This window comes from Ensifer sp. PDNC004 (assembly GCF_016919405.1).
GTDB lineage: Bacteria > Pseudomonadota > Alphaproteobacteria > Rhizobiales > Rhizobiaceae > Ensifer.
On record NZ_CP070352.1, the window covers coordinates 393,769 to 417,709 of the forward strand.

The following is a 23,941-nucleotide window of genomic DNA, read 5'->3' on the forward strand; positions in this document are numbered from 1 at the left end:
CGGTTGATTACTTGATCGCTCCAAGAAGCAGGCCGGAGCGCATGAGCCGGCTCAAAAGCCCGGCCATGACCATCATCGGAATGATGGCAACGAGAGCGGCAGCGGAAATTGCCCACCATTCGTCGCCGCGCTGGCTGTTCTGGCCGGCAACGAGAATGGGTAGCGTCTGCCATTTGGAATTGGTCAGGAACAGCGCGAACAGGAACTCGTTCCAGACGAAGGCGAGCGTGATCATGAAAGTGGCAATCAGCCCCGGCTTCGACATCGGCAGAACGATGCCGAAGAAGATCCGCCAAGACGGCACGTTGTCGACCATCGCCGCCTCCTCGACTTCTACCGGCAGCGCCTCGAAGAAATCGCGCATCAGCCAGATGACGATCGGCAGGGAGAAGGCGATATAGGCGAAGGTGAGGCCGACGTAGCTGTCGACCAGCTTGAAGCCGAGTTTGCCCATCTCCGTGTACATCAGGTAGAGCGCGAAGGCCGCGACGATCGGCGGGAACATGCGCTGGCTGACGAACCAGAAGACGATGTCGTTGTTGCCGAGTTCCGGGCCGGGCAGACGGAAACGGCTGGAAATGACCGCAAGTGCAAGTGCTGCAACGAAGGCATAGACCAGCGAGATCCCCTGGCCGTAGCCAAGCACATGGCGACCGAGCAAGAAGCCACCGAAGGCGATGACCACGAAGATCAGTGCCGAGAGCAGCCGGAAGCGGAAGGTGAAACGCACCAGCGCATAGGCCGCCATCGCGCCAATGAAGGTCGCGGCAACCGAGGCCGACAGCCCGATGATCGTCGAGGCCCAGAAGGTGCTGAAGAACTGGCCGCGCTGACCGGACAGCAGCTCGCTCCAGGCCGTGAGGCTCGGCTCGAAATCGACGAACGGCAGATAGGTCGGCCCGCCGACGACGGCGATCGGCGTCTTGAACGAGGTGATCAGCACCCAGTAGAGCGGAAAGAAGGTGATGGCGAGCCAGACGAGGCAGCCGCCGAGCGCCAGCCAGCGCCGTTTTCCCTTGAGAGTGCGCACGCTCATTTGTGCTTCTCCAGATAGGGCTTGAGGATGGCGAGATAGACGAGACCGATCACGGTGATAACGATCAGGAACAGGAAGGAAAGCGCCGAGGTGTAGCCAAGATTGAACTTCTTGAAGCCCTCCTGGTAGGCAAAGAGCGTCAGCGTCTCGGTCGAGATCCCGGGGCCGCCGCCGGTCATGACGAAGACCGTGTCGATGATCTTGTAGCTTTCGATTAGCCGGATGAAGACGACGGCGACCGAGATCGGCAACAGCATCGGGAAGGTGATGTCGCGGAACTGCTGCCACGGCGTGGCGTTCTCGAGAGCCGCCGCCTCATAGACATCGTCAGGCAGCGTCTGCAGTCCGGCGAGCAGCATCAGGATGACAAAGGGCGTCCACTGCCAGACCTCGACCGCGATGATCGAGCCGAGCGCCCAACTGGTCTGGGTGAGAAAGGGCAGATTGGGGAAGCCGATTGCCGTCATCAGCTCGTTGAGCGGGCCCATCGTCGGGTTCAGCACCTGGCGGGCGATCAGCGCGACGGCGACCGGCGCCACCAGCATCGGCAGCAGGAAGCTGACGCGGAAGATGCCCTCGCCCGGCACCTTTGAGTTCAGCGCCAGCGCCACCGAAAGACCGATGACATATTGCAGCCCGACCGAGATGAAGGCGATCAGCGTCGTCGTGCCCGCCACATGCCAGAAGCGCGGGTTCTGCAAGAGGTCGAGGTAGTTGCCGAAGCCGACGAAACGGGCCGGCGTCGGCGGCACGAGCCGCATGCTCATAAAGCTCGTCGTCAGCGAATAGACGAGCGGGAAGATCGAGATCATCAGGACGATGATCAGGGCCGGCCAGATGAAGAAGTGCTTGATCGGGTCGTTTCGCGTCATGCGGCCGGACCTCTGGCAAGCAGCGCCTCGATCTCTGCCAGCCTCGGCATGGCAGGCGCCGTGCCGCGGCGGGTGACCGCGATGCCGGCCGTGGCGCAGCCGAATCGGACCGCCTCGACCGGAGCAAGGTCCCGCGCCAGTGCGGCGGAGAAGCCGCCGACAAACGCATCCCCTGCCCCGGTCGTGTCGATCACCGGTCCGCTGGCGATCGCCGGAACGAGCACCGATTGCTCGTGGTTGTGATAGAGCACGCCGCGTTCGCCGAGCGTGATCAGCGCCGTCTTCGCGCCCTTCTTCAGGATGGCGTCACCGGCACGCCGAATGTCGTCCTCGGAAGAAAGCTTAAAGCCGACGATGGCTGCGGCTTCCGTCTCGTTCGGCACGAGGTAATCGCAGAGCGGATAGATCGCATCCGCGAAGGCTTCCGCCGGCGCCGGGTTGAAGACGGTGATGACGCCGGCCGCATGGGCGATTTCGAGCGCACGCTGCGCGGCGGCAACCGGCTGTTCGAGCTGGGTCACGAAGATGCGCGAGCCCTCGATCGTCTCGCGCGCGGCTTCGACATCATCGACCCCGATCGAGCCGGCGGCACCGGGATAGACGATGATCGCATTCTCGCCGTTCTGGTCGTTGACGTAGATGAAGGCCGCTCCCGTCGGCAGGTCGTCCATCTCGACGATCTGCGGCGTCACGCCGGCCTCCGCATAGGTGCGGAGCGCCATCTCACCGAAGGTGTCGCGGCCGAGCTTGGAGATGAAGGAGACGGGACTTCCTGCCCGAGCGCAGGCAACCGCCTGGTTGGAGCCCTTGCCGCCCGGCCCGACGGAGAAGCCGCTGCCGGTGATCGTTTCACCGACAACCGGCATGCGCCGCGCCAGATAGGCCGTGTCGGCCACGAAGATACCCAGGATCGAAACACCAACCTTCATTCAAGCCTCCCCCTGCAACCGCACCGGTGTGAAACGGTGTGCCCAGGCAATCTCTCGCGATTTCATTCATTTATTCGAGCGCTGCGTTGCGCAGCGGATCGTCAGGTCTTCGGCGGTATGACGCCCTTGGTGAAGAGGAAGCAGCCGTAGAAGCGCGTCTCTCCCGTCGTGATGACGCAATAGGCTTTCTTCGCTTCCTCGTAGAACTTGAAGCGTTCGATGCCGTACATCGGCGCCGATCTGCCTTCGGCGCGATCGATCGCGGCCTGGACTTCCTGCTGCACCGGTAGCACTTCGTCGGGCGCACCCATCACCTCCATGCGGCCGGCCGAGGGCTGCAGCGGCGTATCGAGTGGCAGCACCGAAAGCACCGCCTCGACAGCGCGCGCGGCCGAGACATTGTCGATACGCAAAAGCGTGCCGAGCGTGGTCTTGCGGGCAATGGCGTCGGACGGGAAATTGGTGTCGGAGATGACCAGCGTGTCGCCGTGTCCCATGGACCTCAGCGCGTGCAGCACGTCGGCATTCAGCGCCGGATCGATATTCTTCAGCATACAATTCTCCTCCTGGCGCGCTCCGGTTTCCGTGGCGCGCAATGCATTCCCCTTACAGGTGAACGCGTCTCCCTAACTGCTCACGTTCCTCCACCGCGCGGACCGGCTCCCCCCGCCCCGCACGTGGCTGGCCCCCTACTCGCCGTAGGGGATCCAGATGTTCTTGACGTCCGTCGCGCGGCGCAGATAGGCCGGGCCTTCCGCCGCCTCGCGGTCGAGCCAGTTCGTTGCCTTGCCGTAGTCGACGAAGGTGCGTTTCAGGTTGCCCACCGAGAGCTTCTCGACAAGGGTCGAGAGTTCCACCGAGCCGAAAGCCCAGAGCGCATCCACGTCGTTGTGGCTTGCGAGCGTCTTGGCCAGTTCGATCGTCGAACCGGTGACGATGTTGACGACACCGGCCGGAACGTCGGATGTTTCCAGAACCGTATAGAAATCGGTTGCTGCAAGCGGATGCTGTTCGCTCGGCACGACGACGACGCGGTTGCCGGTGGCGATCAGCGGCGCGACAAGACTGATCATGCCGAGCAGCGGCGCTTCCGGCGGGCAAACGACGCCGACGACGCCGATCGCCTCGGGGATCGCAAGTGCGACGCCGCGAAGCGGCGGCTGGTGGATCGCGCCCTCGTACTTGTCGGCCCAGGCACCGTAGGTGAAGAGCCGCGCGATCGAGGCTTCGACCTCTGCCTTGGCGTTCGCTGAGGACGCACCGGTCATGTTGGCAATGCGATCGGCGAATTCGCCTGCGCGGCCACTCAGGTTTTCAGCGATGTAATAGAGGATCTGCGCGCGGTTGTGCGTCGTTGCCGAGGACCAGGCGGATGCGGCTTGCGCTGCGACGACCGCGTTGCGGATGTCCTTGCGGTTGCCCTCGCCGACCTCGCCAAGCACCTTGCCCTTCGGCGAAAGCACGTTGCGGTTATAGTTGCCATCCGGCCGCGCCTGCTTGCCGCCGATGAAAAGCTTGGCGGTACGGTCGACGTCAGGCATGGCGAAATCGCCGGCGACGGGCTTCAGCACCGGTTCGGCGACGGCGGGACGCAGCTTGCGGCCGAGCCATGCCTTCGGCTTCAGGTATTCGTAGCAGCCCTCACGACCGCCCTCGCGGCCGAAGCCGGATTCGCGCTTGCCGCCGAAACCGGCAGAAGCATCGAAGAGGTTGGTCGCATTGACCCAGACGACGCCGGCCGCGAGCTTGGCCGCGACATGCAGAGCCAGACCGATGGTCTCGCTCCAGACGCTGGCGGCAAGGCCGTAGCGCGTGTGGTTGGCAAGCTGGATCGCCTCTTCCGGGGTGCGGAAAGTCATGGAGACGGCGACGGGACCGAAGATCTCTTCGGTGGCAACGATCGAGGTCGGCTGCACACCGGTGAGCAAAGTCGGCGGATAGAAACTTCCGCCCTTCGGCAATTCGATCTTCGGCTGATGCAGGGCTGCCCCTTCGGCGACACCCTTGGCGACCAGGTCTTCGATCCGCTGAAGCTGCACCGGCGCGACGATCGCTGCCATGTCGATGGCCTTGTCGAGCGGATGGCCGACGCGCAGCGTCTGCATGCGGCGCTTCAGCCGCTCGTAAAAGAGCGGCGCCACGCCTTCCTGCACGAGGATGCGCGAGCCGGCGCAGCAGACCTGGCCCTGGTTGAACCATATGGCGTCAACCACGCCTTCGACCGCGCCGTCGATATCGGCGTCGTCAAAGACGATGAACGGCGACTTGCCGCCGAGTTCGAGCGTCAGCGACTTGCCGGTTCCGGCAGTGCGCTCGCGGATGAGGCGGCCGACCTCCGTCGAGCCGGTAAAGGCGATCTTGTCGATGTCCGAGTGCTCGACGATCAGTGCGCCGGTTTCACCTTCGCCGGTGACGACATTGAGCACGCCGGCCGGAAGACCTGCGGCAGCCGCGAGTTCGGCAAAGAGCAGCGCCGTCAGCGGCGTGAATTCCGCCGGCTTCAGGATGACGGTGTTGCCGAGCGCTAGAGCGGGCGCGACCTTCCAGGCCAGCATCAGGAACGGGAAGTTCCACGGAATGACCTGACCGACGACGCCGACCGGCAGCTGATCGGCAAACTCGGATTCCTGCAGCTGCGCCCAGCCTGCATGGTGATAGAAGTGGCGAGCGGCGAGCGGCACGTCGATATCGCGGGTCTCGCGGATAGGCTTACCGTTGTCGATCGCCTCGACGACCGCGATCAGGCGCGCGTGGCGCTGGATCATACGGGCGAGTGCATAGAGATGGCGGGCGCGGGCATGGCCCGGCAGCTTTGCCCAGGGGCCTTGCGCCTTGCGGGCAGCGGCAACCGCGTCGTCGACGTCCTTGGCACCGCCGAGCGCGATCTTGGCAAGCAGCTTGCCAGTTGCCGGCTCGTTGGTCTCGAAGGTCTTGCCGGATGCGGAAGCGACGAAGGCGCCATTGATGAAGTGGCCGAACTCGCCTTTGTGGCGCGCCAGCCACTGACGGGCTTCGGTGTCGGCCTCGGGTGCTGGACCATAGGACATTTCGTCAAAATACCTTGCGACAGTCATCGGGATCATCCAATCGGGTGACGGTTGAGGGCCGAGTAGGCGCCGGTAACGTGGTGTTCGAGCTGACGTTCGATATCGGCAAGCAGGCTCGATGCGCCGATGCGGAAGAGATCCGGCTCGAGCCATTCACGGCCAAGCTCGTCCTTCATCAGGAACTGGTAGTTCAAGATGTCCTTGGCGGCCGAGATGCCGCCGGCCGGCTTGTAGCCGACCTTGAGGCCGGTCTGCTCCTGATAGGCGCGGATCATGCGCAGCATGATGAGCGTTACCAGCAGCGTCGCATTGACGCCTTCCTTGCCGGTCGAAGTCTTGATGAAGTCGGCGCCGGCCATCATGCAGACGAGCGACGCGCGCGCGACGTTGCGCAGCGTCTTCAGGTCGCCGGTCGCAAGGATAGCCTTCACATGGGCGTCACCGCAGGCGGCGCGGAAGTCGCGCATCTCGTCATAGAGCGCCTGCCAGTTGCCGGTCAGCACATGCTCGCGGGTGATGACGATATCGATTTCCTTGGCGCCATCGGCAACGGAAGCCTCGATCTCGCGCAACTTGACGTCATGCGGGATAAGACCGGCCGGGAAGCCGGTGGAGACGGCAGCAACGGGGATACCGGACCCATCCAGCGCCTCGACGGCGGTCGAGACGAAACGATGATAGACGCAGACAGCGCCCGTCGTGATGCCACGGCCGCCCATGCCGAGCGCATCGAGCAAATCCTGGCGCACCGGCTGGCGCGCCTTGGCGCAGAGGCGCTTGACGCGCTCCGTCGTATCGTCGCCATTGAGCGTCGTGAGGTCGATGCAGGTGACGGCCTTCAAAAGCCAGGCGGCCTGCGCGTCCTTCTTCACCGTGCGGCGACCGGGCAGCGTCGCAACGCGACGCTCGGCGGCCGACAGGTTGACGCGCTGATCCAGCACCCAGCCAAGATCCAGATCGATGCCGTTGTTGCGCGGCCAGTTATGGCCCGCCGCCGGCGAATGCGCGGCCTTCGGCGCGCCAGTTTTCACAGCAAGGTCTTCCAAGCGATGGCTCCTTGAACTCCCTGTCACGACCAGCCGCACTCGAGCACAGCCGCCGAGAACTCATTTTTGTTATTTTTCTATCGAATTTTTGTGACTATTCCATCAAGAACAGAGAGTGTCAAGCGAGACACTGCCGTTTTGACGATTTCGTAATATTTTTGCGGATGCCGCCATCACAGGCCCGGCAGCTGCGTTTCGCCCTCTTCGGTGATGATAGAGCGAAAAACGCAGATTGGCGCGAAAAAAGCCGGCTTCAGCTTGCCGATCTTGCTGAGATCGACGACCAGATGGCTCTCGCGCGCCAGCGAGATGACCTTCTGCTTCACCGAAACTTCGTGGAAATGGACACAGGTCGCGCCACGCGCCGGGTCGACGCCGGCGGCTGAAAGGAAGGCGACGTTGATGCCGAGCGAATCGAGCGTCTCCAGACCGGAGTTACCGGAGAAGGACGCCGACGAGGGATGATAGACGCCACCAAGCATGACGATCCGGACATTCGGCTTATGGGTCAGCTTCTCCGCCACGTTCAGGGAGTAACATACTGCCGTTATTGAATAATTCTCGGGAATGAGGTCGACGAGATATTCGAGCGTGGTGCCGCAATCAATGAAGATCGTCTCGTCCGGGCGGATGTGGCGCGTCGCGTGGACGCAGGCCTCGCGCTTGGCGGCCGCGTGGCTGTCGGCCTCACGTGCCAGCTCATAGGGCGCGTCGCCTTCGATCTCAGACGCCGGGACGATATGTCCGCCGAGAAAGGCGAACTGGCCGGGATTGTCGGCAACGTCGCGCCGGATCGTCATTTCCGAGACGCCAAGTAGGGCCGCGGCGTCGCGCAAGTGCAGGACTCTCCGTCCTGAAAGGGCATCGGCGAGCTGGATGATGCGGGCTGTCTTGCGGCTGACCATGATTTCTTCCGTGTCCGACGTGTTCGGCAGCCGTATGCGGAGCGAACAGGTTTTGTGAAAAATATCACAAACACTCTTCTCCAAGCAAGAGGAGTCACATTGATTGAAAGCGACCGCCGCGAACGCCGCCAGGCGGCTGATCGCCAAGAAATGACAACGGCGGGCCAACCGGCCCGCCGCTCCACTGACGTCATGTCAATCCGCGCAAAGAAGCGGACGAAACGCGATCACGCGCCGATCGGCGCCGTCCGCTCGGCAAGCCAGCCGACCGTCTCCGGCTCAAGCAAGCCGTCGAGCTCCTGCGCGACGCGACGGTGATAGGCATCAATCCAGGTCCGCTCAGCCGTCGTCAGCAGGCCCAGATCAGCGAGCCGCAGGTCGATCGGCACCAGCGTCAGGCTCCGGAAGCTCAGGAACCCGTCGCCGTCGTCCACCACCTCCACCTGGTTCTCGATGCGGATGCCGTAGGCGCCGGCCTTGTAGTAGCCCGGCTCGATCGTCGTCACCATGCCCGGCTTCAGCTCGATCTCGTTGACGCGCCGATCGAAGCGCTGCGGCTGTTCGTGTACCGAGAGAAAGTGACCGACCCCATGGCCAGTTCCGTGGTCATAGTCGAGACCGAGATCCCAGAGCGGGCGGCGGGCAAAGGCGTCGAGCTGATGGCCGAAGCTTCCCCTGGGGAATTTCAGCGACGCCATGGAGATCAGCCCCTTGAGGACGGCTGTGTAGGCGCGGCGGATCTCGTCGCTGACCGGACCGATCGCCGTCGTGCGCGTGGCATCGGTGGTGCCGGTCAGATACTGCCCACCGGAATCGAGCAGATAGATGCCATCCTTGAGGATCAGCCCGTTGCTCGCCTCGGTGGCTGCATAATGGCACATCGCCGCGTGGCCGCCGGCCGCCGAAATCGACCGAAAACTCGGCTCGACGAAGCTTTCGGCCATCTGGCGATAGGCGAGGATGCGCTCTTCCGCTTCCAGTTCGCTCACCGGTTTGCCGCTCGCCTCCCGTTCTTCGGCGTGCCGCTCGAGCCAGGCAAAGAAGCGAACCCAGGCGGCGCCATCCAGACGGTGACAATCCCGGAAGCCCGCAAGCTCGGTCGCGTTCTTATGCATCTTGGCGAGCGTGATCGGGCTCTTCGCGAGCTGCACGGTGCCGCCTGCGGCGCGTGTGGCATGCGCGGTCGCCGACGGGGCGAATCCGGGATCGATCAAGGCGGTGCGCCCCGCCGCCATCACCGTGACACGATCAAGCAGCTGCCCAGGCTCGGCAATCGCAACATCCTCAAGCTCGAAGTCCGAGAGATCGTTCGGGAGCTTGCGATGATCGACCAGCCATTCCGTCTGCCCGGCGCGATCGAAGATCAGGAAGGATTGCGGCATCGGGTTGAAGGCGACGTCGCGGCCACGGACATTGAGGAACCAGGCGATATTGTCCGGCTGCGCTTCGATCAGGAGGTCGGCTCCCTGCTCCGCCAGCATGGCGGCGATGCGGCGCTTCTTCTCAGCAACGCTCTCGCCGGAATTGGCGACCGGGAAGGCGGTGATCTTGCCGAGCGGCTTTTCCGGCTGGTCGGTCCAGATCGCATCGACAAGGTCCCCATCGACAGGCATCCAGACGCCGCCGGCCAGTTCGACCGAACGGCTGCAATCGGCATCCCAGGTGGACGGCAAAAGCATGGCGTTGAAACCGACACGTTCGCCCTTGCGCAGATTGTTCTTCAGCCAATCCTTGAGCGGAGCGTCATAGAAGTGCTCGATCGTGAAGGTGCCGAGATCCACTTCGTCTCGCACCTGCACCTGGTAGCGACCATCGACGAAGATCGCCGCGCGGTCGCGCATGACGATCGCCACGCCGGCCGAACCGGTAAACCCGGAGACGAAGGCCAGGCGATGGTCATGCGGCGCGCAATACTCGCCCTGATGTTCGTCGAAGCGCGGCACGACGTAGCCGTCGAGCCCGGTTTCCGCAAGTTTGCGGCGTAGCGCGCCGATGCGGCCGGAGATGTCCGGCCTTGCTCTCGTATCCATGATGTCTTTCCTATCGAGTGAGTTTCAGGCGTCGCCGACCGTCTCGGCGAAATGGCAGGCGGTCATGCCGGATCCGACCGGACGCAGCGCCGGCTTTTCGTGGCGGCAAAGCTCGGTCGCGTGCGGGCAACGCACATGAAAGGGGCAGCCGGGCGGGATGGCGAGCGGGCTCGGCAGTTCGCCCGACAGTGCCGGCGCACGACGCCTGGCGCCCGGGTCGAGCGATGGTGCGGCCGCAAGCAGCCCCTTGGAATAGGGATGCATCGGCTTCGAAAACAGCGCCTCCGACGGTCCGATCTCGACGATGGCGCCGAGATAGATGACGGCGACGCGGTGCGAGACATGGCGCACGAGGCGAAGGTCGTGCGCGACGAACAACACCGTCAGGCCGAGCTCGTCCTGAAGCTCGATCAGCAGATTGACGACCTGCGCCTGCACCGAAACGTCGAGTGCCGAGACCAATTCGTCCGCGACGAGACAGGTCGGCTCCAGCGACAGCGCCCGCGCAATGCCGATGCGCTGCCGCTGGCCACCGGAGAATTCATGCGGGAACTTGTCCGCGGCTCCATCGGGCAACCGCACGAGCTCGAGCAGCTCGTCCACCCTGCGGTCGATCGCCGCACCCTCGCGCATGCGGTGCACCGTGATCGCCTCTCGCAGGGTATCGCGCACGGTCATGCGCGGATTGAGCGAGGTGTAGGGGTCCTGGAACATCATCTGGACGCGCCGGTTGTAGGCGCGCCGCCGTGCCCCCTTGAGGCCCACGACACTCTCGCCCTCAAACAGGATATCGCCTGATGTCGGCCGGTGCAGGCCGGCGATCAGGCGCGCGAGTGTCGACTTGCCGCAGCCGGACTCGCCGACGATCCCGAGCGTCTCGCCGGGCATCACATCGAGATCGATGCCGTTAACCGCCGAGACGACCTGCTGCGGGCGCCGGGCCAGCGTGTCCGACAACGAACGCCGTTTCTCGAACTGGATCGATAGCGCACGGAGCGAGAGCAAGGGAGCGCCGCTGGTTGACATAGGCATAGTCATTGCGCCGCCTCCCGCGGTCCGAAATGCGCTTGGGCATCCTCAAGATGATGGCAGGCAACGAGCCGCGACGAGCCGATCGCTTCGAGCGACGGGCGACGATCGGGACATTCACGCCCAGCGACCGGACAGCGGGCGCTAAAGGCGCAGCCGGGCGGCAGCGCGTTTAGCGCCGGCGGCGCACCGGGGATCGAATAGAGCGGCGTTCGCGGGGCGACGTCGCGCGGGATCGAACGCAGCAAGCCCAGGGAATAGGGATGGCGCGCATCGGCGATCACATCCGTCGTCGTGCCGACTTCGCAAAGCCTGCCGCCATACATGACGGCGACACGATCGCAGGTTTCGGCAACGACGCCCATGTCGTGGGTGACGAGGATCACCGCCATGCCGAGATCGCGGCTCAGCGACTGGATGAGCCTGAGGATCTGGTCCTGAATGGTGACGTCGAGCGCCGTCGTCGGCTCGTCTGCAAGCAGCAGCTTCGGATTGGAAGCAAGCGCAATCGCAATCATCACCCGCTGGCGCATGCCACCGGAGAACTCGTGCGGGAAATCGTCGAGACGATTGCGCGCGCCGGGAATGCCGACGAGATCGAGCAGTTCGATCGCGCGCGCCTTGCGCGCCCTCGCATCGAGATCCGTATGGGCCACGAGGTTTTCCGAGATCTGCAGGCCAACGGTCAGCAGCGGATTGAGCGACGACATTGGCTCCTGGAAGATCATCGCGATCTCACGGCCGCGAATGCGGCGAAGCCGGGCCTCGTCGAGCGGGACGAGGTCCTGGCCGTTCCAGAGGATCTCGCCGGACACGCGGCCGCGCGGTCGGATGATACCGAGGATCGAGCGCAGCGTGATGCTTTTGCCCGAACCGGATTCGCCGACGAGCCCGAGGATCTCGCCCTGCCCGACCTGAAACGAGACGTCGTCGACCGCCACCAGCGGCCGCTCCTTCGTCCCGAACTCGGTTCGCAGATGCCTGACATCGAGCACGACGGATTTTTCTGTACTTCTCATCTCAGCGCCCCTTCGGTCGAAGCAGATCGGCGAGCGCGTCGCCGACGAGGCTGAAGCCGAGCCCGGTCAGGACGATGGCTATGCCCGGCATCAGGCTCATCCACCAGGCCGTCATCAGGAAATTGCGTCCCTCGGCGATCAGCACGCCCCATTCGGCGGCCGGCGGCTGCGCGCCGAGGCCGAGATAGCCGAGCGACGAGCCGAGCAGGATCGCGAGCGCCATGTCGGTCATCCAATAGACGAGGATCGGCGAGATCGCGTTCGGCAGCAGATGGCGGAAGATGATGCGGCGATCGGAATAGCCGAGCACGCGACCGGCGGCGGCATAGTCGTTGGCCTTCTGCGCCATGATTTCGGCGCGCGTCAGCCGGGCGTAATAGACCCAGTTCACCGCGGTGATCGCCACATACATGTTGACGAGGCCCGGGCCGAGGACGGCGACGATCGCGATCACCAGGACCAGGAACGGAAAGGTGATGATCGCGTCGACGCAGCGGCCGAAGATCACGTCGGCGATACCGCCGTAGTAGCCGACGAACGCGCCGACGGTGAGCCCGATCAGGAGCGCGAAGATCGTCGCGAAGAAGGCCATCTGCATATCGACCCGATAGGCCCAGATGACGCGCGAAAGCACGTCTCGGCCGAAATTGTCGGTGCCGAAGGGATGCGCAAGGCTTGGTCCCTGTTGGATCGCCTGGAGATCGAAGGCCAGCGGATCATAGGGCGCAAAGAGCTGAGGAAACAGCGCAAGCGCGAGCGACAGGCCGAGAATGGCGATGCCGATCACGAAGGACGGGCGGGCGAAGGCGCGTGCCAGAAAGGCGGTCAGCCGCCCCTGCGTCCGCGCATGGGATTGCGTCAGAACCGTCATGATTGGCGAAGCCTCGGATCGAGCCAGGATTGCACGACATCCGTCAAAAGGAAGACGACGGAGACGAGCACGGCAAAGGTGAGCGTCAGGCCCTGGATCAGCGGATAGTCGCGGGCAAAGATCGCCTCCAGCATCAGCCGTCCGACACCGGGAATGGCAAAGACCGTCTCAGTCACCAAGGTGCCGCTCATCAGGTTGCCGATCGAAAGCCCCAGCAGCGTCACCGTCGAGACCAGCGCATTGCGCAGCACATGCCGGGTCATGATGATGCGCGGCGACAGGCCCTTGGCACGGGCGAATTGCACGTATTCCGCGTCGAGCACCTCGATCAGAGAGGCCCGGAGATTGCGCAGGATGATCGCCGAGGTATAGAGCGCGACGCTGAGTGCGGGCAGGATCAGGTGGTAGAGGTTGGCAAGAAAGCTCTTGCCGTAGCCGCCGACCGGAAACCAGCGCAGATGCGCCGCAAGCACGGTCAACAGCAGGAGCCCGATATAGAAGACCGGCATGGACAGGCCGACCTGAAAGACGCCACGGATGGCGACATCGACCGGACTGTTGACGCGCGATGCCGCAAGAAAGGCGAGCGGACCGGCAAGCAAGACCGCGAGCACCACCGAATAGAGCGCCAGGAATATCGTCGTCGGCAGCCGGCTGAGAATAACCTCGGTGACCGGCGCCTTCAGCATGATCGAACGGCCGAGATCGCCGGTCAGCGTGTTCTTGACAAAGACGAGGAACTGCATCGGCAGCGGCTGGTCGAGACCGAGATTGTGCCGGATCTGTTCAAGCTGAGCATCGGTCGCCTTGGCCTCGGCCATGGCGATCGCCGGGTCACCCGGCAGCATGCGCACGAGCAGGAAGATGAAGATCATTACCAACAGGAACGTCGGGATGATCTGCAGCAGCCGTGCCACGAGATAGGAAAGTGAGGGCATGGTTCCAACCTTCAACGGAAAACCGGGCGGCTTGCCGCCCGGCTCTCTCGGATCGTTCCGCTATCAGTCGGCGCGCCAGGCTTCAGAGAAGTCGTTGGCGCCGAGCGGCGTCTGGACGTAGCCTTCGATCGACTTCGACACGGCGACGGCAAAGGGCGTTTCGAACAGGAAGAGCAGCGGCGCTTCCGCCGCGTAGATCTCCTGCATGCGCTTGTATTCGTCCTTGCGCTTGGCCGGATCGGTCTCGACGTTGGAGGCTTCAAACAGCGTGTTGAATTCCTGGTTGTTCCAGCCGGTGCCGACGGCCTGGCGCTGCTTGTAGTAGCCGAGCCAGCCGGTCACCTGCGCCGGATCGTTGACGTCGTTCGCCCAACCGTAGGTATGGATGTCGAAGTCGCCGGACCGGTTCTTCTCGCCGCGGGTCGGGTTGTCGACCTGCTCGACCTTGAGGTTGACACCGAGCGGCGCCCACATCTGCTGGAGTGCGGTAAACAGCGTCGCATCGTCGGCGCTGCCTGCAAGCGTGGTAAGCTTCACCTCGAAGCCGCCGCTGAGACCGGCTTCCGCCAGCAGCTGCTTGGCCTTTTCCGGATCATAGGGATAGAGCGGCTCGGGGCCATAGTGAAGCTGCGTCGCCGCCGACATCAGCGAGGTCATCGGCTTACCCGTATCGAAGGTCACGAGCTTGATCAGCACGCTCTTGTCGGTCGCATAGTTCAGCGCCTGGCGCACCTTGGCGTCGGCAAGCGGGTTCTTCGATCCGTCCTTCGTCGTCTCGCGCGTGTTGATAGGCGCGTAGACGATGCGGGTCGAGGGGAAGAGCTCCATCTTCAGGTTCGGATCGGCACCGAGTTCGCCGACGCGGGCAAACGGAATGAACTCGGCGGCATCGACCTCGCCGGCCTGCAGCTTGAGGATACGGGTCGCATCGTCAGGAATGACGAGGAATTCCACTCGGTCGAGATAGGGCAGCGGCTTGCCGTCTTCGCCCTGGCGCCAGTAGTTCGGGTTGCGCTCGAAGCTCATGCTCGAGCCCTGCACATGGCTCTTCATCACGAAGGGGCCAGATGTCACCGGACCGGACGAGAAGAAGGCCCGCGCCTTTTCCTGGTCGGTGGCACCTGCCGCCTTTTCGAAGGCCGCCTTCGGCATGATACCGGTGTTGAAAGTCGCAAGGATCGAGATGATCGTCGGGTCGGGGTTCTTCAGCGACACGGTGATCTTGTTGCCATCGGTCGTGACCTTGTCGACCGCGCCGAGCAGCCCGGCCCAGGGGCCGAGTTCGGCATTGCGCGCCCGGTCGAGCGAGAAGACGACGTCCGCGCCGGTCAGGTCTGAGCCGTCAGAGAACTTGAGCCCGTTTCTGAGAGTAAGGGTGATGGTCTTGCCGTCGGCCGAAACCTCGTGACCCTCGGCGAGACCCGGCACGATCGAACCGTCAGGACCGTTGCGCAGCAGCGTCTCGTAGAGACCGTTGACCATCCAGAGATCGGGATTGCGGTCGGCGTAAACGGGATCGATGACGGTCGAGTCGTCGTAGCGCGCGAAGGTCATTGCGCCGCCGCGCTCGATCGCAAAGGCCGAGGTGGCCGCAAGCAGACCCAGCGTCGTGCCGAGCAGAATAGGCAATATACGTTTCATCTCACTCCTCCTTTTGACCGCAGCCGTCATCGATCGTGTGCCAAACACGCTTATTGGATATTGGATCCAATTTTTCTTAGTGTTTTTTGCCGCCGACGGATTGCCGCGAAGACGTTCTTGTAGTTCCCCTTTTCAAGAAGGCCGGCACGCGATCTGATCGGCTTGCCGAACCAACTTTAGCTGGACTAAAGTACATCGATAGACGTGAGTCAAGCGGAAAGAAAGTCATGCCCCTGAAGATCGAAGAGGCGCCCGAAGCCCATGAAGGCGCCTCCCTCCCCGAAGCCTCGACACCCGCCTCGCTCGGGCAAATGCTCAGAGCCCGCCGCAAGGAAATCGGCAAGACCATGAAGGACGTGGCGCGCGAGGCCGGGCTGACGGAGGGCTTCATCAGCCAGATCGAGCGCGGCATTTCCACCCCGTCGCTGATCTCGCTTTACAACGTCGCCAACGCGCTCGGCACCAGCGTCGATACCTTCCTGTCGCAGCCGCCGCAGCATTCGCATTCGATGGTGTCGCATGCCGGCGAACGCCCCGGCTACAATGTCGAAACGAAAGAACGCGTCTACGAACTGATCGAGCGCGGCTTTCCGGGCGCTGCGCTCAATGGCTGCATCACCCATATGCCGCCGGGCTATGCGTCGGAACTGACCAGCCACGAGGGCGAGGATTTCCTCTACCTGATCGAGGGCGAGATGCTCTACCAGATCGACGGCAAGGACTATCTCTTAAAGGCCGGCGACACGCTGCACTTCCCCGCCTCGCTGCCCCACCGCGCCCGCAATGTCGGCGCGGGACCGGCCCGCGAACTCTGGGTCGGCACAACCCGGATCATCAAGGAAGACTGAACCAGCGGAACCATCCAAAGGACTGGGCGGAAAGGTACGGGCCGCACAAGGCGGCCCGCAAGGTCAGGCCTTACTGCTTTCGCGGCCAGGTATCGGCGAGACGGTAGCCGGCCGGCCACGGATCGGCCGGGTCGAGCATCACTTGGTGGGTGCCGGTGATCCAGGCACGGCCGGAGATTTCGGGCACGATCGCCGGGCGTCCGCCGACGGTGGTTTCGCCGACGATGCGGCAATTGAAGGTCGAATCGATGATCGAGTGACCGTTGAAGCGCTGGCCGACCTTCATCAGCCCGCGCGCGTGCAGCACCGCCATGCGCGCCGAGCAGCCGGTACCGGTCGGCGAGCGGTCGAGCTTGGCCGGCTGGATGACGACCGTGTTGCGACCATGCAGAACGCCGTCCTTTTCCTCGACCGGCAGCGTCAGCTGGCAGAAGGAAATGTGAGCCCATTCCGGATTTTCCGGATGGGTGAAGCCGAGCTGTTCGTTGGCCGCGCGGGTGATCTTGATGCCGGTTTCGGCAAGTTCGCGCGCCTCGTCCGGCGTCACCGAGAAACCAAGAGCGCGGGCGTCGGTGATGACGAAGCTATCGCCGCCGTAGGCGGTATCGACGGTCAACGTGCCCAGACCCTCAACCTCGAGCTTGGCGTCCAGCTTGTCGGCAAAGGACGGCACGTTGGTGACGGTGATGCGCTCGGCTTTGCCGTTACGGCACTCGGCAACGACGTTGACCAACCCGCCCGGCGCTTCCAGCACCATGCGCGTTTCCGGCTCCTGCATCGGCACGATGCCGCTGTCGAGCAGGACGGTCGAAACGCAGATCGAGTTGGACCCCGACATCGGTGGGGTATCTTCGGGCTCCATGATGATGAAGCCCATCGTCGCGCGCGGGTCCTTCGGCGGCACAAGCAGGTTGATGTGGCGGAAGACGCCGCCGCGCGGCTCGTTGAGCACGAAATTGCGCAGCGTCTGATCTTCGGCAATGAAGCGGCGCTGTTCCCAGAGCGTGTTTCCGGGCGGCGGCGCGACGCCGCCGACGATGACGTCGCCGACTTCCCCCTCCGCGTGGCAAGAAACGATGTGAACGACCTTGTTGCTGCGCATGCCCTTCTCCTTCGGTGCTGGTGGACGGGCGCCACCCGGGCGCGCCATGCTTTCGCGCTGGCTACGCTCCGCTCTTCGCCGGAGATGATAGCGCGTCCGCGCCCGCCCGGCGAAAACAGTCATAGAAAAATTGGATCCAATATACAATCTGAAATATTCGAATTTGCTGCGAGAACCGAACGCGTCTGTTGCCCGGCGCCTGAATTGGACCTATGACCATTGGCCAAGCGCGCGAAAACGCTTCCGAATTCGCCGAGCCCTCACGGTTCGGCCAGCAGGATTTGAACACGATGAAACTCGACGCCGTCGATGTCAGGCAAGCCGCCTCCGCCGCCGATATCGTCTATGAGGCCCTGCGCAAGGCGATCATCGAAGGTGACCTCGCCGAGGGCGAGAACCTGCGTCAGGACCACATCGCCCAGATGTTCAACACCAGCCGCATTCCAGTGCGCGAGGCGCTTTCGCGGCTGGAGCAGCATGGGCTGATCACCACGGAGCGCTACAAGGGTGCCGTCGTCGCCGGCCTCTCGATCGAGGAAATCGAGGAGATCTTCGAGTTCCGCGCGCTCATCGAGGCGGAGGTCATTCGGCTTGCGATACCCAATCTCGACCGCCGCACACTCGATCTTGCACGCCAGCATTGCGAGGAGTTCGAGCGGGAGGAAAATTCCGACCGCTGGGGCGAAATCAACCGCAATTTCCACTACAGCCTCTACGAGGCAGCCCGTCGCCCCTATTACCTGCAGATTGTCCGCGCCTCGCTCGATCGCATCGACCGTTACCTGCGGGCGCAGCTGACGCTGACCTCGGGCGTTGCGCGCGCGCGCCGCGAACACAAGGCGATACTGGATGCCTGCATTGCGCGCGACGCGGAGCGAGCCAGCGCCTTGACGCGTGACCATATCCTCGACGCCGGTCGCTCGCTGACCGTCTTCCTGAGAGACCAACGAGGCTAGCGGCGCGGTTTTCCCGTGGCTTTGGCCGACCATCATAATAGTTTGATTTACATATCGTTTTATCGTGTTTCATTCCGGATCGATGTTCGATCTTTCACAGCAGTGCTCCCGCTGAAATTGCGCCGCACGTCGACTGCTCTTCGGTTGACAAGCGGGGCGGAAGCCTGAAAAGTGAAGCCTCTATCGAGACCGGCAGCGTTGGGAGGACTTGATGTCTGTGCGCGCGTTTTTCGGCCTTTCCACCCTTTTCCTGTCGCTTGTGACCGCCGGCGTCCCCGCCGTTGCCCAGGAGAGTGGACGGCAGATCGAGATCACCAAGGACGGCGACTATTTCGGTTTCGACCTCAGGACCGAACAGAACGTCTCGCTCGACGAATGCCAGCAGACATGCATCGCGGACCAGTCCTGCCGCGCGTTCACCTACAATCCCAAGGTCAAGTGGTGCTTCCTCAAGTCCGATTATAACCAGCTCAACACTTTCCCCGGCGCGATTGCCGGCAAGGTCGTGCAGCCGCAGGCCACACAAGCCGATATCGGCGCACCGCCGCGCCTGAATTTCCTGTCGGATCAGCTGCTGCAGGACGCCCGCAACACCAAGGCCAATCTGGCGCTCGCCGACGACCAACAGGGCATGGGCGTGAATACGCTCATCGACATGGCGCGCGGTCAGGCCGGCATGGGCAATATCGAGAATGCGTTGAGGGCCTTCCAGGGCGCGCTGGCGATCAATCCGGATGACGGCGAACTCTGGCTGGAGGCGGCGCGCACCGCGAACCGCATCACCAACAATTCAAGCGTATCGATCCAGGCGGCCATCGCCGCGATCAACGGCTATGAACTCACCCGCACCACCGAGAGCCGGGCGCATGCACTCGCCGTCATGGCGAAATCGCTGGAAGGCGCCGAGAATTTCCGCGCCGCATTGAACGCCTACAAGGCGAGCCTCGAATTGGTGAAGGCGAAATCGGTCGAGGCGGCCTATCTCGACCTCAAGCAGCGCAAGGGCTTCCGCGTCGTCGAACATACGATCGATTCCGACGCTGCGACGCCGCGCGCCTGCGTGCAGTTCTCCGAGCAGCTTCTAAAGAGCGGCGCCGACTATGCCTCGTTCGTCACCGTCAATGGCGCTGCGCCAAAGGCGCTTGAGGCCAAGGGCGACCAGATCTGCATCGAGGGCCTTTCGCATGGCGAACGCTACAAGCTGACCGTTCGCAGCGGCCTGCCCTCCACCGTCGACGAAGTGCTCGAAGCGCCCGTGACCCTCGACATCTATGTCGCTGACCGTGCGCAGATGGTGCGCTTCACCGGCGACAGCTTCGTGCTGCCGTCGACCGCGCGCCGCGGCATCCCGCTCGTCTCCGTCAACACCGACAGCGCCAAGCTGAAACTCTACCGCGTTGGCGACCGCAGCATCGCCCAGGTGCTGCAGAGCTCGCAGTTCCTGACGCAGCTCGATGGCTACAGCGCCCAGCGCATCGAGGATGAGATCGGCGAACTCGTCTGGCAGGGCTCGATCGATATCGAGCGTGACGTCAACAAGGAGGTTGTCACCAGCTTCCCGGTCGACGAGGCGCTGCCCCAGCGCAAACCCGGCGTCTATGTGCTCACCGCCGCGCCGACAACCGGCGTCAGCCAGGAATGGGACGCGCGCGCGACACAGTGGTTCGTCGTTTCCGATATCGGCATCTCCACCTATGCCGGCACCGACGGGTTGAACGTCTTCGTGCGTTCGCTTGCCACAGCCGAGCCGATCGAAGGCGTAGAACTGCAGCTCGTCGCCAAGAACAACGAGATCCTCGGCACGGCCGTGAGCGATGACGACGGCCGCGTCACCTTCACCGCCGGCCTGATCCGTGGCACGGCCGGCCTGACGCCTGCGGTGATCACGGCCAAGAAGGGCGAAGACGATTACGTCTTCCTCGACATGAGCCGCGCCGGCTTCGACCTTTCCGACCGCGGCGTCACCGGACGCGCGGCGCCCGGCGCCATCGACATTCTCGCCTGGACCGAACGCGGCATCTACCGCGCCGGCGAAACCGTGCATGCGGCAGCGCTTGCCCGTGACGTCGACGGCATGGCGATCGAAAACCTGCCGCTCACCTTCGTCTTCCTCCGCCCGGATGGTGTCGAATACCGCCGCATGACCAGCGCCGGCGGCAAGCTTGGAGGCCATACACTCGAACTCGACACCCAGGCAAACGCCATGCGCGGCACCTGGACGATGCAGATCTTCACCGATCCGAAGTCGCCTGCGATCGGCGAGAAGCAGTTCCTCGTGGATGACTTCGTGCCGGATCGCACCGAATTCGACCTCACCAGCGACGCCAAGGAAATCGCTGTCGGCGAGACGGCGAGTGTGGCGGTCGACGGGCGCTATCTCTATGGCGCGCCGGCTGCCGGGCTCGAACTCGAAGGCGAAGTGACGATCAAGCCGACGCGCGAAAATGCCGCCTTCAAGGGCTACTCGTTCGGACTTGCCGACGAAGAGGCAAGCGAAGACACGCGCCTGCCGCTCGAAGAGCTTTCGTCGCTCGACGAGGAAGGCAAATCCAGCTTCGACGTCCTCATCGACGAAGTCCCCTCGACCACGCAGTTGCTTAATGCCACGGTGACCGTCCGCATGCGCGAAGCCGGTGGCCGCGCCGTCGAGCGCTCGCTGAAACTGCCGGTGCGCGCCGAAGGCCCAATGCTCGGCATCAAGCCGGAATTCGAAGGCGAACTGGCTGAGAACTCGGTCGGCAAGTTCCGCATCATCGCCGTCGATCCGGCCGGTGCCAAGCTCGCCATGCCCGGGGTCCTCTGGAAGCTGATCAGCGTCGAGCGGAACTATCACTGGTACCGCGACGGCAGCGCCTGGAAGTACGAACCCGTCGTCACCACCAAGCAGGTGGCCAACGGCAGCGTCGATCTGACGGAAGACGGCGGCGACATCTCCGTGCCCGTTGGTTGGGGGCGGTATCGCCTGGAAGTCGAGACGGCCGCGGTCGATGGCCCGACCTCGAGCCTCGAATTCGACGCCGGCTGGTACGTTGCCGCCACCTCGACGGAAACGCCTGACGGCTTGGAAATCGCGCTCGACAAGGAGAAATACGCAGTCGGCGACACGGCCAAGCTCAAGGTCTCGCCGCGTTTTGCCGGTGAGCTGCTGGTGACCGTCGGTACCGAGAACCTGATCACGACGCAGACGGCATCGATTGCCGCGGAGGGCGGCGAAGTCGAGCTGCCGGTCACCGACGCCTGGGGCGCCGGGGCGTATGTCACGGCCACGCTCTATCGGCCAGGCGACGCCCAGGAAAGCCGCATGCCGATGCGCGCCATCGGCATCAAGTGGCTTTCGGTCGATCCGGCCGATCGCGCACTTGCCGTCACGCTCGGTGCGCCCGAGAAGATGGAGCCGCGCCAGCCGCTCGATATCAGCCTTCAGGTCGCCGGTGCCGGCGCCAATGAAGAAGCCTATGTGACGATCGCCGCCGTCGACGTCGGCATCCTCAACCTCACCCGCTACGAGCCGCCGAACCCCGAATCCTGGTATTTCGGACAGCGCCAACTCGGCCTTGAAATCCGCGACCTCTACGGCCGCCTGATTGACGGCTCGCTTGGCGCGACCGGAAAACTGCGCACCGGCGGCGACGGCGGCCAGGTGGCACTTCAGGGCAGCCCGCCCACGGAAAAGCTGGTCGCCTTCTTCGAAGGGCCGGTTCAGCTCGACGGCGACGGCAAGGCAACGGTTAGCTTCGACATTCCGCAGTTCAACGGTACGGCGCGGCTGATGGCCGTCGCCTGGACGAAATCCGGTGTAGGCCACGCCACGCGCGACGTGGTGATCCGCGATCCGGTCGTCGTCACAGCCAGCCTGCCGCGGTTCCTGGCACCCGGAGACCGGTCGGACCTGAGACTCGATATCGCCAACACCGACGCACCAGCCGGCGACTACCAGATCCATGTGACGACCAGCGGCCAGGCGACCGTCGAGCAACCGGGCACGGGCAGCACCGTCACTCTGGACCAGGGCGGCCGCTCCTCGATCACCTTGCCGGTGGTCGGGCAATATCCCGGCAGCGGCGTCGTCACAGTGGCACTGACCGGCGCCAACGGCCTTTCGCTCGAGCAGTCGCTCGACCTGCTCGTGCGTCCGGCAACCCTGCCGGTGACTGAGCGGCGGGTGGTATCGATCGCGCCGGGAAGCAGCCTGACGGTCGACGGGCAGTTGCTCGCCGACAGCATCCTGCAGGGCGCCTCGGTCAACCTCAGCGTCACCCGCTCCGCCGCCTTCGACATGCCGGCGCTGCTGATGACGCTCGACCGCTATCCCTACGGCTGCACGGAGCAGACGACCAGCCGCGCGCTGCCGCTGCTCTACCTGAGCGAACTCGCCAAGCAGTCCGGGCTTGCCGACGACGAGGGCGTGACCAAGCGGGTGCAGGAGGCGATCTATCGTGTGCTCTCCAACCAGTCTTCGTCGGGAAGCTTCGGCCTTTGGGGGCCGGGCTACGGCGACCTGTGGCTCGACGCCTATGTCACCGATTTCTTGACTCGGGCCCGCGAGCAGAAATACGACGTGCCGGAGGCCGCGATGGTTCAGGCGCTCGAAAACCTGCAGAACGGCGTCAGTTACGACACCAATGCCAAGGATCGCGGCAACGAGATCGCCTATGCGCTCTACGTGCTTGCCCGCAATCGCAAGGCGGCGATCAACGATCTTCGCTATTACGCCAACACGCTGATCAACGACTTCCCGACGCCGCTCGCCAAGGCCCATATCGCCGCAGCGCTTTCGCTGTATGGCGATGCTCAAGGGGCGCAGGACACGTTTGCCAACGCGGCGAACATGTCGACGGGTCTCGTCAATGTCAGCCTGTCGCGCTCCGACTACGGCTCGTCGCTGCGTGAGGGCGCGGCGGTGCTGGCGCTCGCAGCCGAAAGCCGACCGGTCCCGCCGATCGTTCCGGAGCTGTCGAAAATGGTCGCCCGCGAATGGGAACAGAAGACCTATACCAGCACCCAGGAACAGGCCTGGATGCTGCTTGCCGCCCGCGCCATCCAGAATGGCGACGAGGACATGGCGCTCGACGTCAACGGCGCATCGAAGACCGGCAGCTATGCCGCCCAGATGACGGGCGACGCGCTCATCACCCATCCGGTGGTGATCCGCAACCAGGGGGCAGATCCGGTCTCGGCCGTGGTCACCACGGTGGCCGCCCCAGCCCAACCGCTTTCGGCCGGCGGTGACGGCTTCACCATCGAGCGCACCTACTACACGCTCGACGGTGCCGAGGCGAACGTCATGGAAGTGCGGCAGAACGAACGCTACGTCGTCGTGCTGAAGGTCACGGAAGCCAACGACTGGCCGTCGCGCGTGCTGGTTACCGACCTTCTGCCGGCCGGTTTCCAGATCGACAATCCGAGCCTCGTCGACAGCGCACAGCTCAGCAATTTCGAGTGGCTCGGTGAAATCACCGCGACCCACACGGAATTCCGCAACGACCGCTTCGTCGCAGCACTCGACCGCAGCATCGGATCCGGCCGCGAAGTTACGCTCGCCTATGTCGTGCGCGCGGTAACACCGGGCACCTACGATCATCCGGCCGCAACCGTCGAGGACATGTACCGGCCGCAGCTTTCGGCCCGCACAGCGACCGGGCGCATGGAGGTGCTGGCGGCGCAATAGGCAA

General features: G+C 63.8%; 17 protein-coding genes. 3 read left to right on the top strand and 14 right to left on the bottom strand.

What is annotated here, in order from left to right:
• Positions 1-7: 7 nt before the first annotated feature.
• The 13 genes from JVX98_RS01795 to JVX98_RS01855 form a co-directional block, all read right to left on the bottom strand.
• Positions 8-1,036, bottom strand: a complete 1,029-nt coding sequence (locus JVX98_RS01795) for a carbohydrate ABC transporter permease (RefSeq protein ID WP_205236664.1) — start codon at positions 1,034-1,036, stop codon at positions 8-10.
• Positions 1,033-1,908 carry a carbohydrate ABC transporter permease gene (locus JVX98_RS01800; protein ID WP_192449671.1) on the bottom strand — a complete coding sequence of 292 codons (876 nt, stop codon included), beginning with the start codon at positions 1,906-1,908 and terminating at the stop codon, positions 1,033-1,035. Before JVX98_RS01800 ends, JVX98_RS01795 begins: the two co-directional genes overlap by 4 nt.
• The gene (rbsK, locus tag JVX98_RS01805) at positions 1,905-2,837 is read right to left on the bottom strand and encodes a ribokinase (protein WP_205236665.1); all 933 of its coding nucleotides are present in this window, start codon (positions 2,835-2,837) and stop codon (positions 1,905-1,907) included. Before rbsK ends, JVX98_RS01800 begins: the two co-directional genes overlap by 4 nt.
• A gap of 101 nt (positions 2,838-2,938) precedes the next feature.
• The gene (locus tag JVX98_RS01810) at positions 2,939-3,391 is read right to left on the bottom strand and encodes an RbsD/FucU family protein (RefSeq protein WP_192449669.1); all 453 of its coding nucleotides are present in this window, start codon (positions 3,389-3,391) and stop codon (positions 2,939-2,941) included.
• A gap of 135 nt (positions 3,392-3,526) precedes the next feature.
• On the bottom strand, positions 3,527-5,911 hold the full coding sequence (locus tag JVX98_RS01815) for an aldehyde dehydrogenase family protein (protein ID WP_205236666.1): 2,385 nt from the start codon (positions 5,909-5,911) through the stop codon (positions 3,527-3,529).
• Positions 5,912-5,916: 5 nt separating this feature from the next.
• Entirely contained in the window at positions 5,917-6,930 is a 1,014-nt protein-coding gene (gene deoC / locus JVX98_RS01820) for a deoxyribose-phosphate aldolase (RefSeq protein WP_192449667.1), read from the bottom strand.
• Between the two features lie 173 nt (positions 6,931-7,103).
• On the bottom strand, positions 7,104-7,835 hold the full coding sequence (locus JVX98_RS01825) for a DeoR family transcriptional regulator (RefSeq protein WP_205236956.1): 732 nt from the start codon (positions 7,833-7,835) through the stop codon (positions 7,104-7,106).
• Positions 7,836-8,062: 227 nt separating this feature from the next.
• Complete coding sequence (locus JVX98_RS01830; RefSeq protein ID WP_205236667.1) at positions 8,063-9,865, bottom strand: aminopeptidase P family protein; 1,803 nt, start codon at positions 9,863-9,865, stop codon at positions 8,063-8,065.
• A 24-nt stretch (positions 9,866-9,889) separates the two neighbouring features.
• Positions 9,890-10,903, bottom strand: a complete 1,014-nt coding sequence (locus JVX98_RS01835; protein ID WP_205236668.1) for an ABC transporter ATP-binding protein — start codon at positions 10,901-10,903, stop codon at positions 9,890-9,892.
• Positions 10,900-11,913: an ABC transporter ATP-binding protein gene (locus JVX98_RS01840; protein WP_205236669.1), complete on the bottom strand. Its 1,014-nt coding sequence runs from the start codon at positions 11,911-11,913 to the stop codon at positions 10,900-10,902. The genes JVX98_RS01835 and JVX98_RS01840 overlap by 4 nt, the downstream gene beginning before the upstream one ends.
• A 1-nt stretch (position 11,914) precedes the next feature.
• Positions 11,915-12,784 (bottom strand): ABC transporter permease, encoded by an 870-nt coding sequence (locus tag JVX98_RS01845; protein WP_246764848.1) that lies wholly within the window; start codon positions 12,782-12,784, stop codon positions 11,915-11,917.
• Positions 12,781-13,722 carry an ABC transporter permease gene (locus tag JVX98_RS01850; RefSeq protein WP_205236670.1) on the bottom strand — a complete coding sequence of 314 codons (942 nt, stop codon included), beginning with the start codon at positions 13,720-13,722 and terminating at the stop codon, positions 12,781-12,783. Before JVX98_RS01850 ends, JVX98_RS01845 begins: the two co-directional genes overlap by 4 nt.
• A gap of 63 nt (positions 13,723-13,785) precedes the next feature.
• Complete coding sequence (locus tag JVX98_RS01855; protein WP_205236671.1) at positions 13,786-15,363, bottom strand: ABC transporter substrate-binding protein; 1,578 nt, start codon at positions 15,361-15,363, stop codon at positions 13,786-13,788.
• A gap of 227 nt (positions 15,364-15,590) precedes the next feature.
• Between JVX98_RS01855 and JVX98_RS01860 the strand changes: the two genes are divergently transcribed.
• Positions 15,591-16,211, top strand: a complete 621-nt coding sequence (locus JVX98_RS01860) for a helix-turn-helix domain-containing protein (protein WP_205236672.1) — start codon at positions 15,591-15,593, stop codon at positions 16,209-16,211.
• Between the two features lie 70 nt (positions 16,212-16,281).
• Here the strand turns inward: JVX98_RS01860 and JVX98_RS01865 are convergent, their stop codons facing one another.
• Positions 16,282-17,313, bottom strand: coding sequence for a proline racemase family protein (locus tag JVX98_RS01865; RefSeq protein ID WP_205236673.1), 1,032 nt, complete (start codon positions 17,311-17,313; stop codon positions 16,282-16,284).
• Positions 17,314-17,603: 290 nt separating this feature from the next.
• Between JVX98_RS01865 and JVX98_RS01870 the strand changes: the two genes are divergently transcribed.
• Both JVX98_RS01870 and JVX98_RS01875 read left to right on the top strand, forming a co-directional pair.
• Complete coding sequence (locus JVX98_RS01870; protein ID WP_052201650.1) at positions 17,604-18,269, top strand: GntR family transcriptional regulator; 666 nt, start codon at positions 17,604-17,606, stop codon at positions 18,267-18,269.
• A 217-nt stretch (positions 18,270-18,486) separates the two neighbouring features.
• On the top strand, positions 18,487-23,937 hold the full coding sequence (locus JVX98_RS01875; protein ID WP_205236958.1) for an alpha-2-macroglobulin family protein: 5,451 nt from the start codon (positions 18,487-18,489) through the stop codon (positions 23,935-23,937).
• The last annotated feature ends 4 nt before the right edge of the window (positions 23,938-23,941 follow it).

What these genes read in the sequence shown, in the direction of transcription:
- JVX98_RS01795 (WP_205236664.1), bottom strand. Translation starts at nt 1,036, where the DNA reads ATGAGCGTGCGCACTCTCAAGGGAAAACGGCGCTGGCTGGCGCTCGGC.
- JVX98_RS01835 (WP_205236668.1), bottom strand. Translation starts at nt 10,903, where the DNA reads ATGACTATGCCTATGTCAACCAGCGGCGCTCCCTTGCTCTCGCTCCGT.
- JVX98_RS01810 (WP_192449669.1), bottom strand. Translation starts at nt 3,391, where the DNA reads ATGCTGAAGAATATCGATCCGGCGCTGAATGCCGACGTGCTGCACGCG.
- rbsK (WP_205236665.1), bottom strand. Translation starts at nt 2,837, where the DNA reads ATGAAGGTTGGTGTTTCGATCCTGGGTATCTTCGTGGCCGACACGGCC.
- JVX98_RS01830 (WP_205236667.1), bottom strand. Translation starts at nt 9,865, where the DNA reads ATGGATACGAGAGCAAGGCCGGACATCTCCGGCCGCATCGGCGCGCTA.
- JVX98_RS01865 (WP_205236673.1), bottom strand. Translation starts at nt 17,313, where the DNA reads ATGCGCAGCAACAAGGTCGTTCACATCGTTTCTTGCCACGCGGAGGGG.
- JVX98_RS01840 (WP_205236669.1), bottom strand. Translation starts at nt 11,913, where the DNA reads ATGAGAAGTACAGAAAAATCCGTCGTGCTCGATGTCAGGCATCTGCGA.
- JVX98_RS01860 (WP_205236672.1), top strand. Translation starts at nt 15,591, where the DNA reads ATGCCCCTGAAGATCGAAGAGGCGCCCGAAGCCCATGAAGGCGCCTCC.
- JVX98_RS01855 (WP_205236671.1), bottom strand. Translation starts at nt 15,363, where the DNA reads ATGAAACGTATATTGCCTATTCTGCTCGGCACGACGCTGGGTCTGCTT.
- JVX98_RS01845 (WP_246764848.1), bottom strand. Translation starts at nt 12,784, where the DNA reads ATGACGGTTCTGACGCAATCCCATGCGCGGACGCAGGGGCGGCTGACC.
- JVX98_RS01850 (WP_205236670.1), bottom strand. Translation starts at nt 13,722, where the DNA reads ATGCCCTCACTTTCCTATCTCGTGGCACGGCTGCTGCAGATCATCCCG.
- JVX98_RS01815 (WP_205236666.1), bottom strand. Translation starts at nt 5,911, where the DNA reads ATGACTGTCGCAAGGTATTTTGACGAAATGTCCTATGGTCCAGCACCC.
- JVX98_RS01825 (WP_205236956.1), bottom strand. Translation starts at nt 7,835, where the DNA reads ATGGTCAGCCGCAAGACAGCCCGCATCATCCAGCTCGCCGATGCCCTT.
- JVX98_RS01800 (WP_192449671.1), bottom strand. Translation starts at nt 1,908, where the DNA reads ATGACGCGAAACGACCCGATCAAGCACTTCTTCATCTGGCCGGCCCTG.
- JVX98_RS01870 (WP_052201650.1), top strand. Translation starts at nt 17,604, where the DNA reads ATGAAACTCGACGCCGTCGATGTCAGGCAAGCCGCCTCCGCCGCCGAT.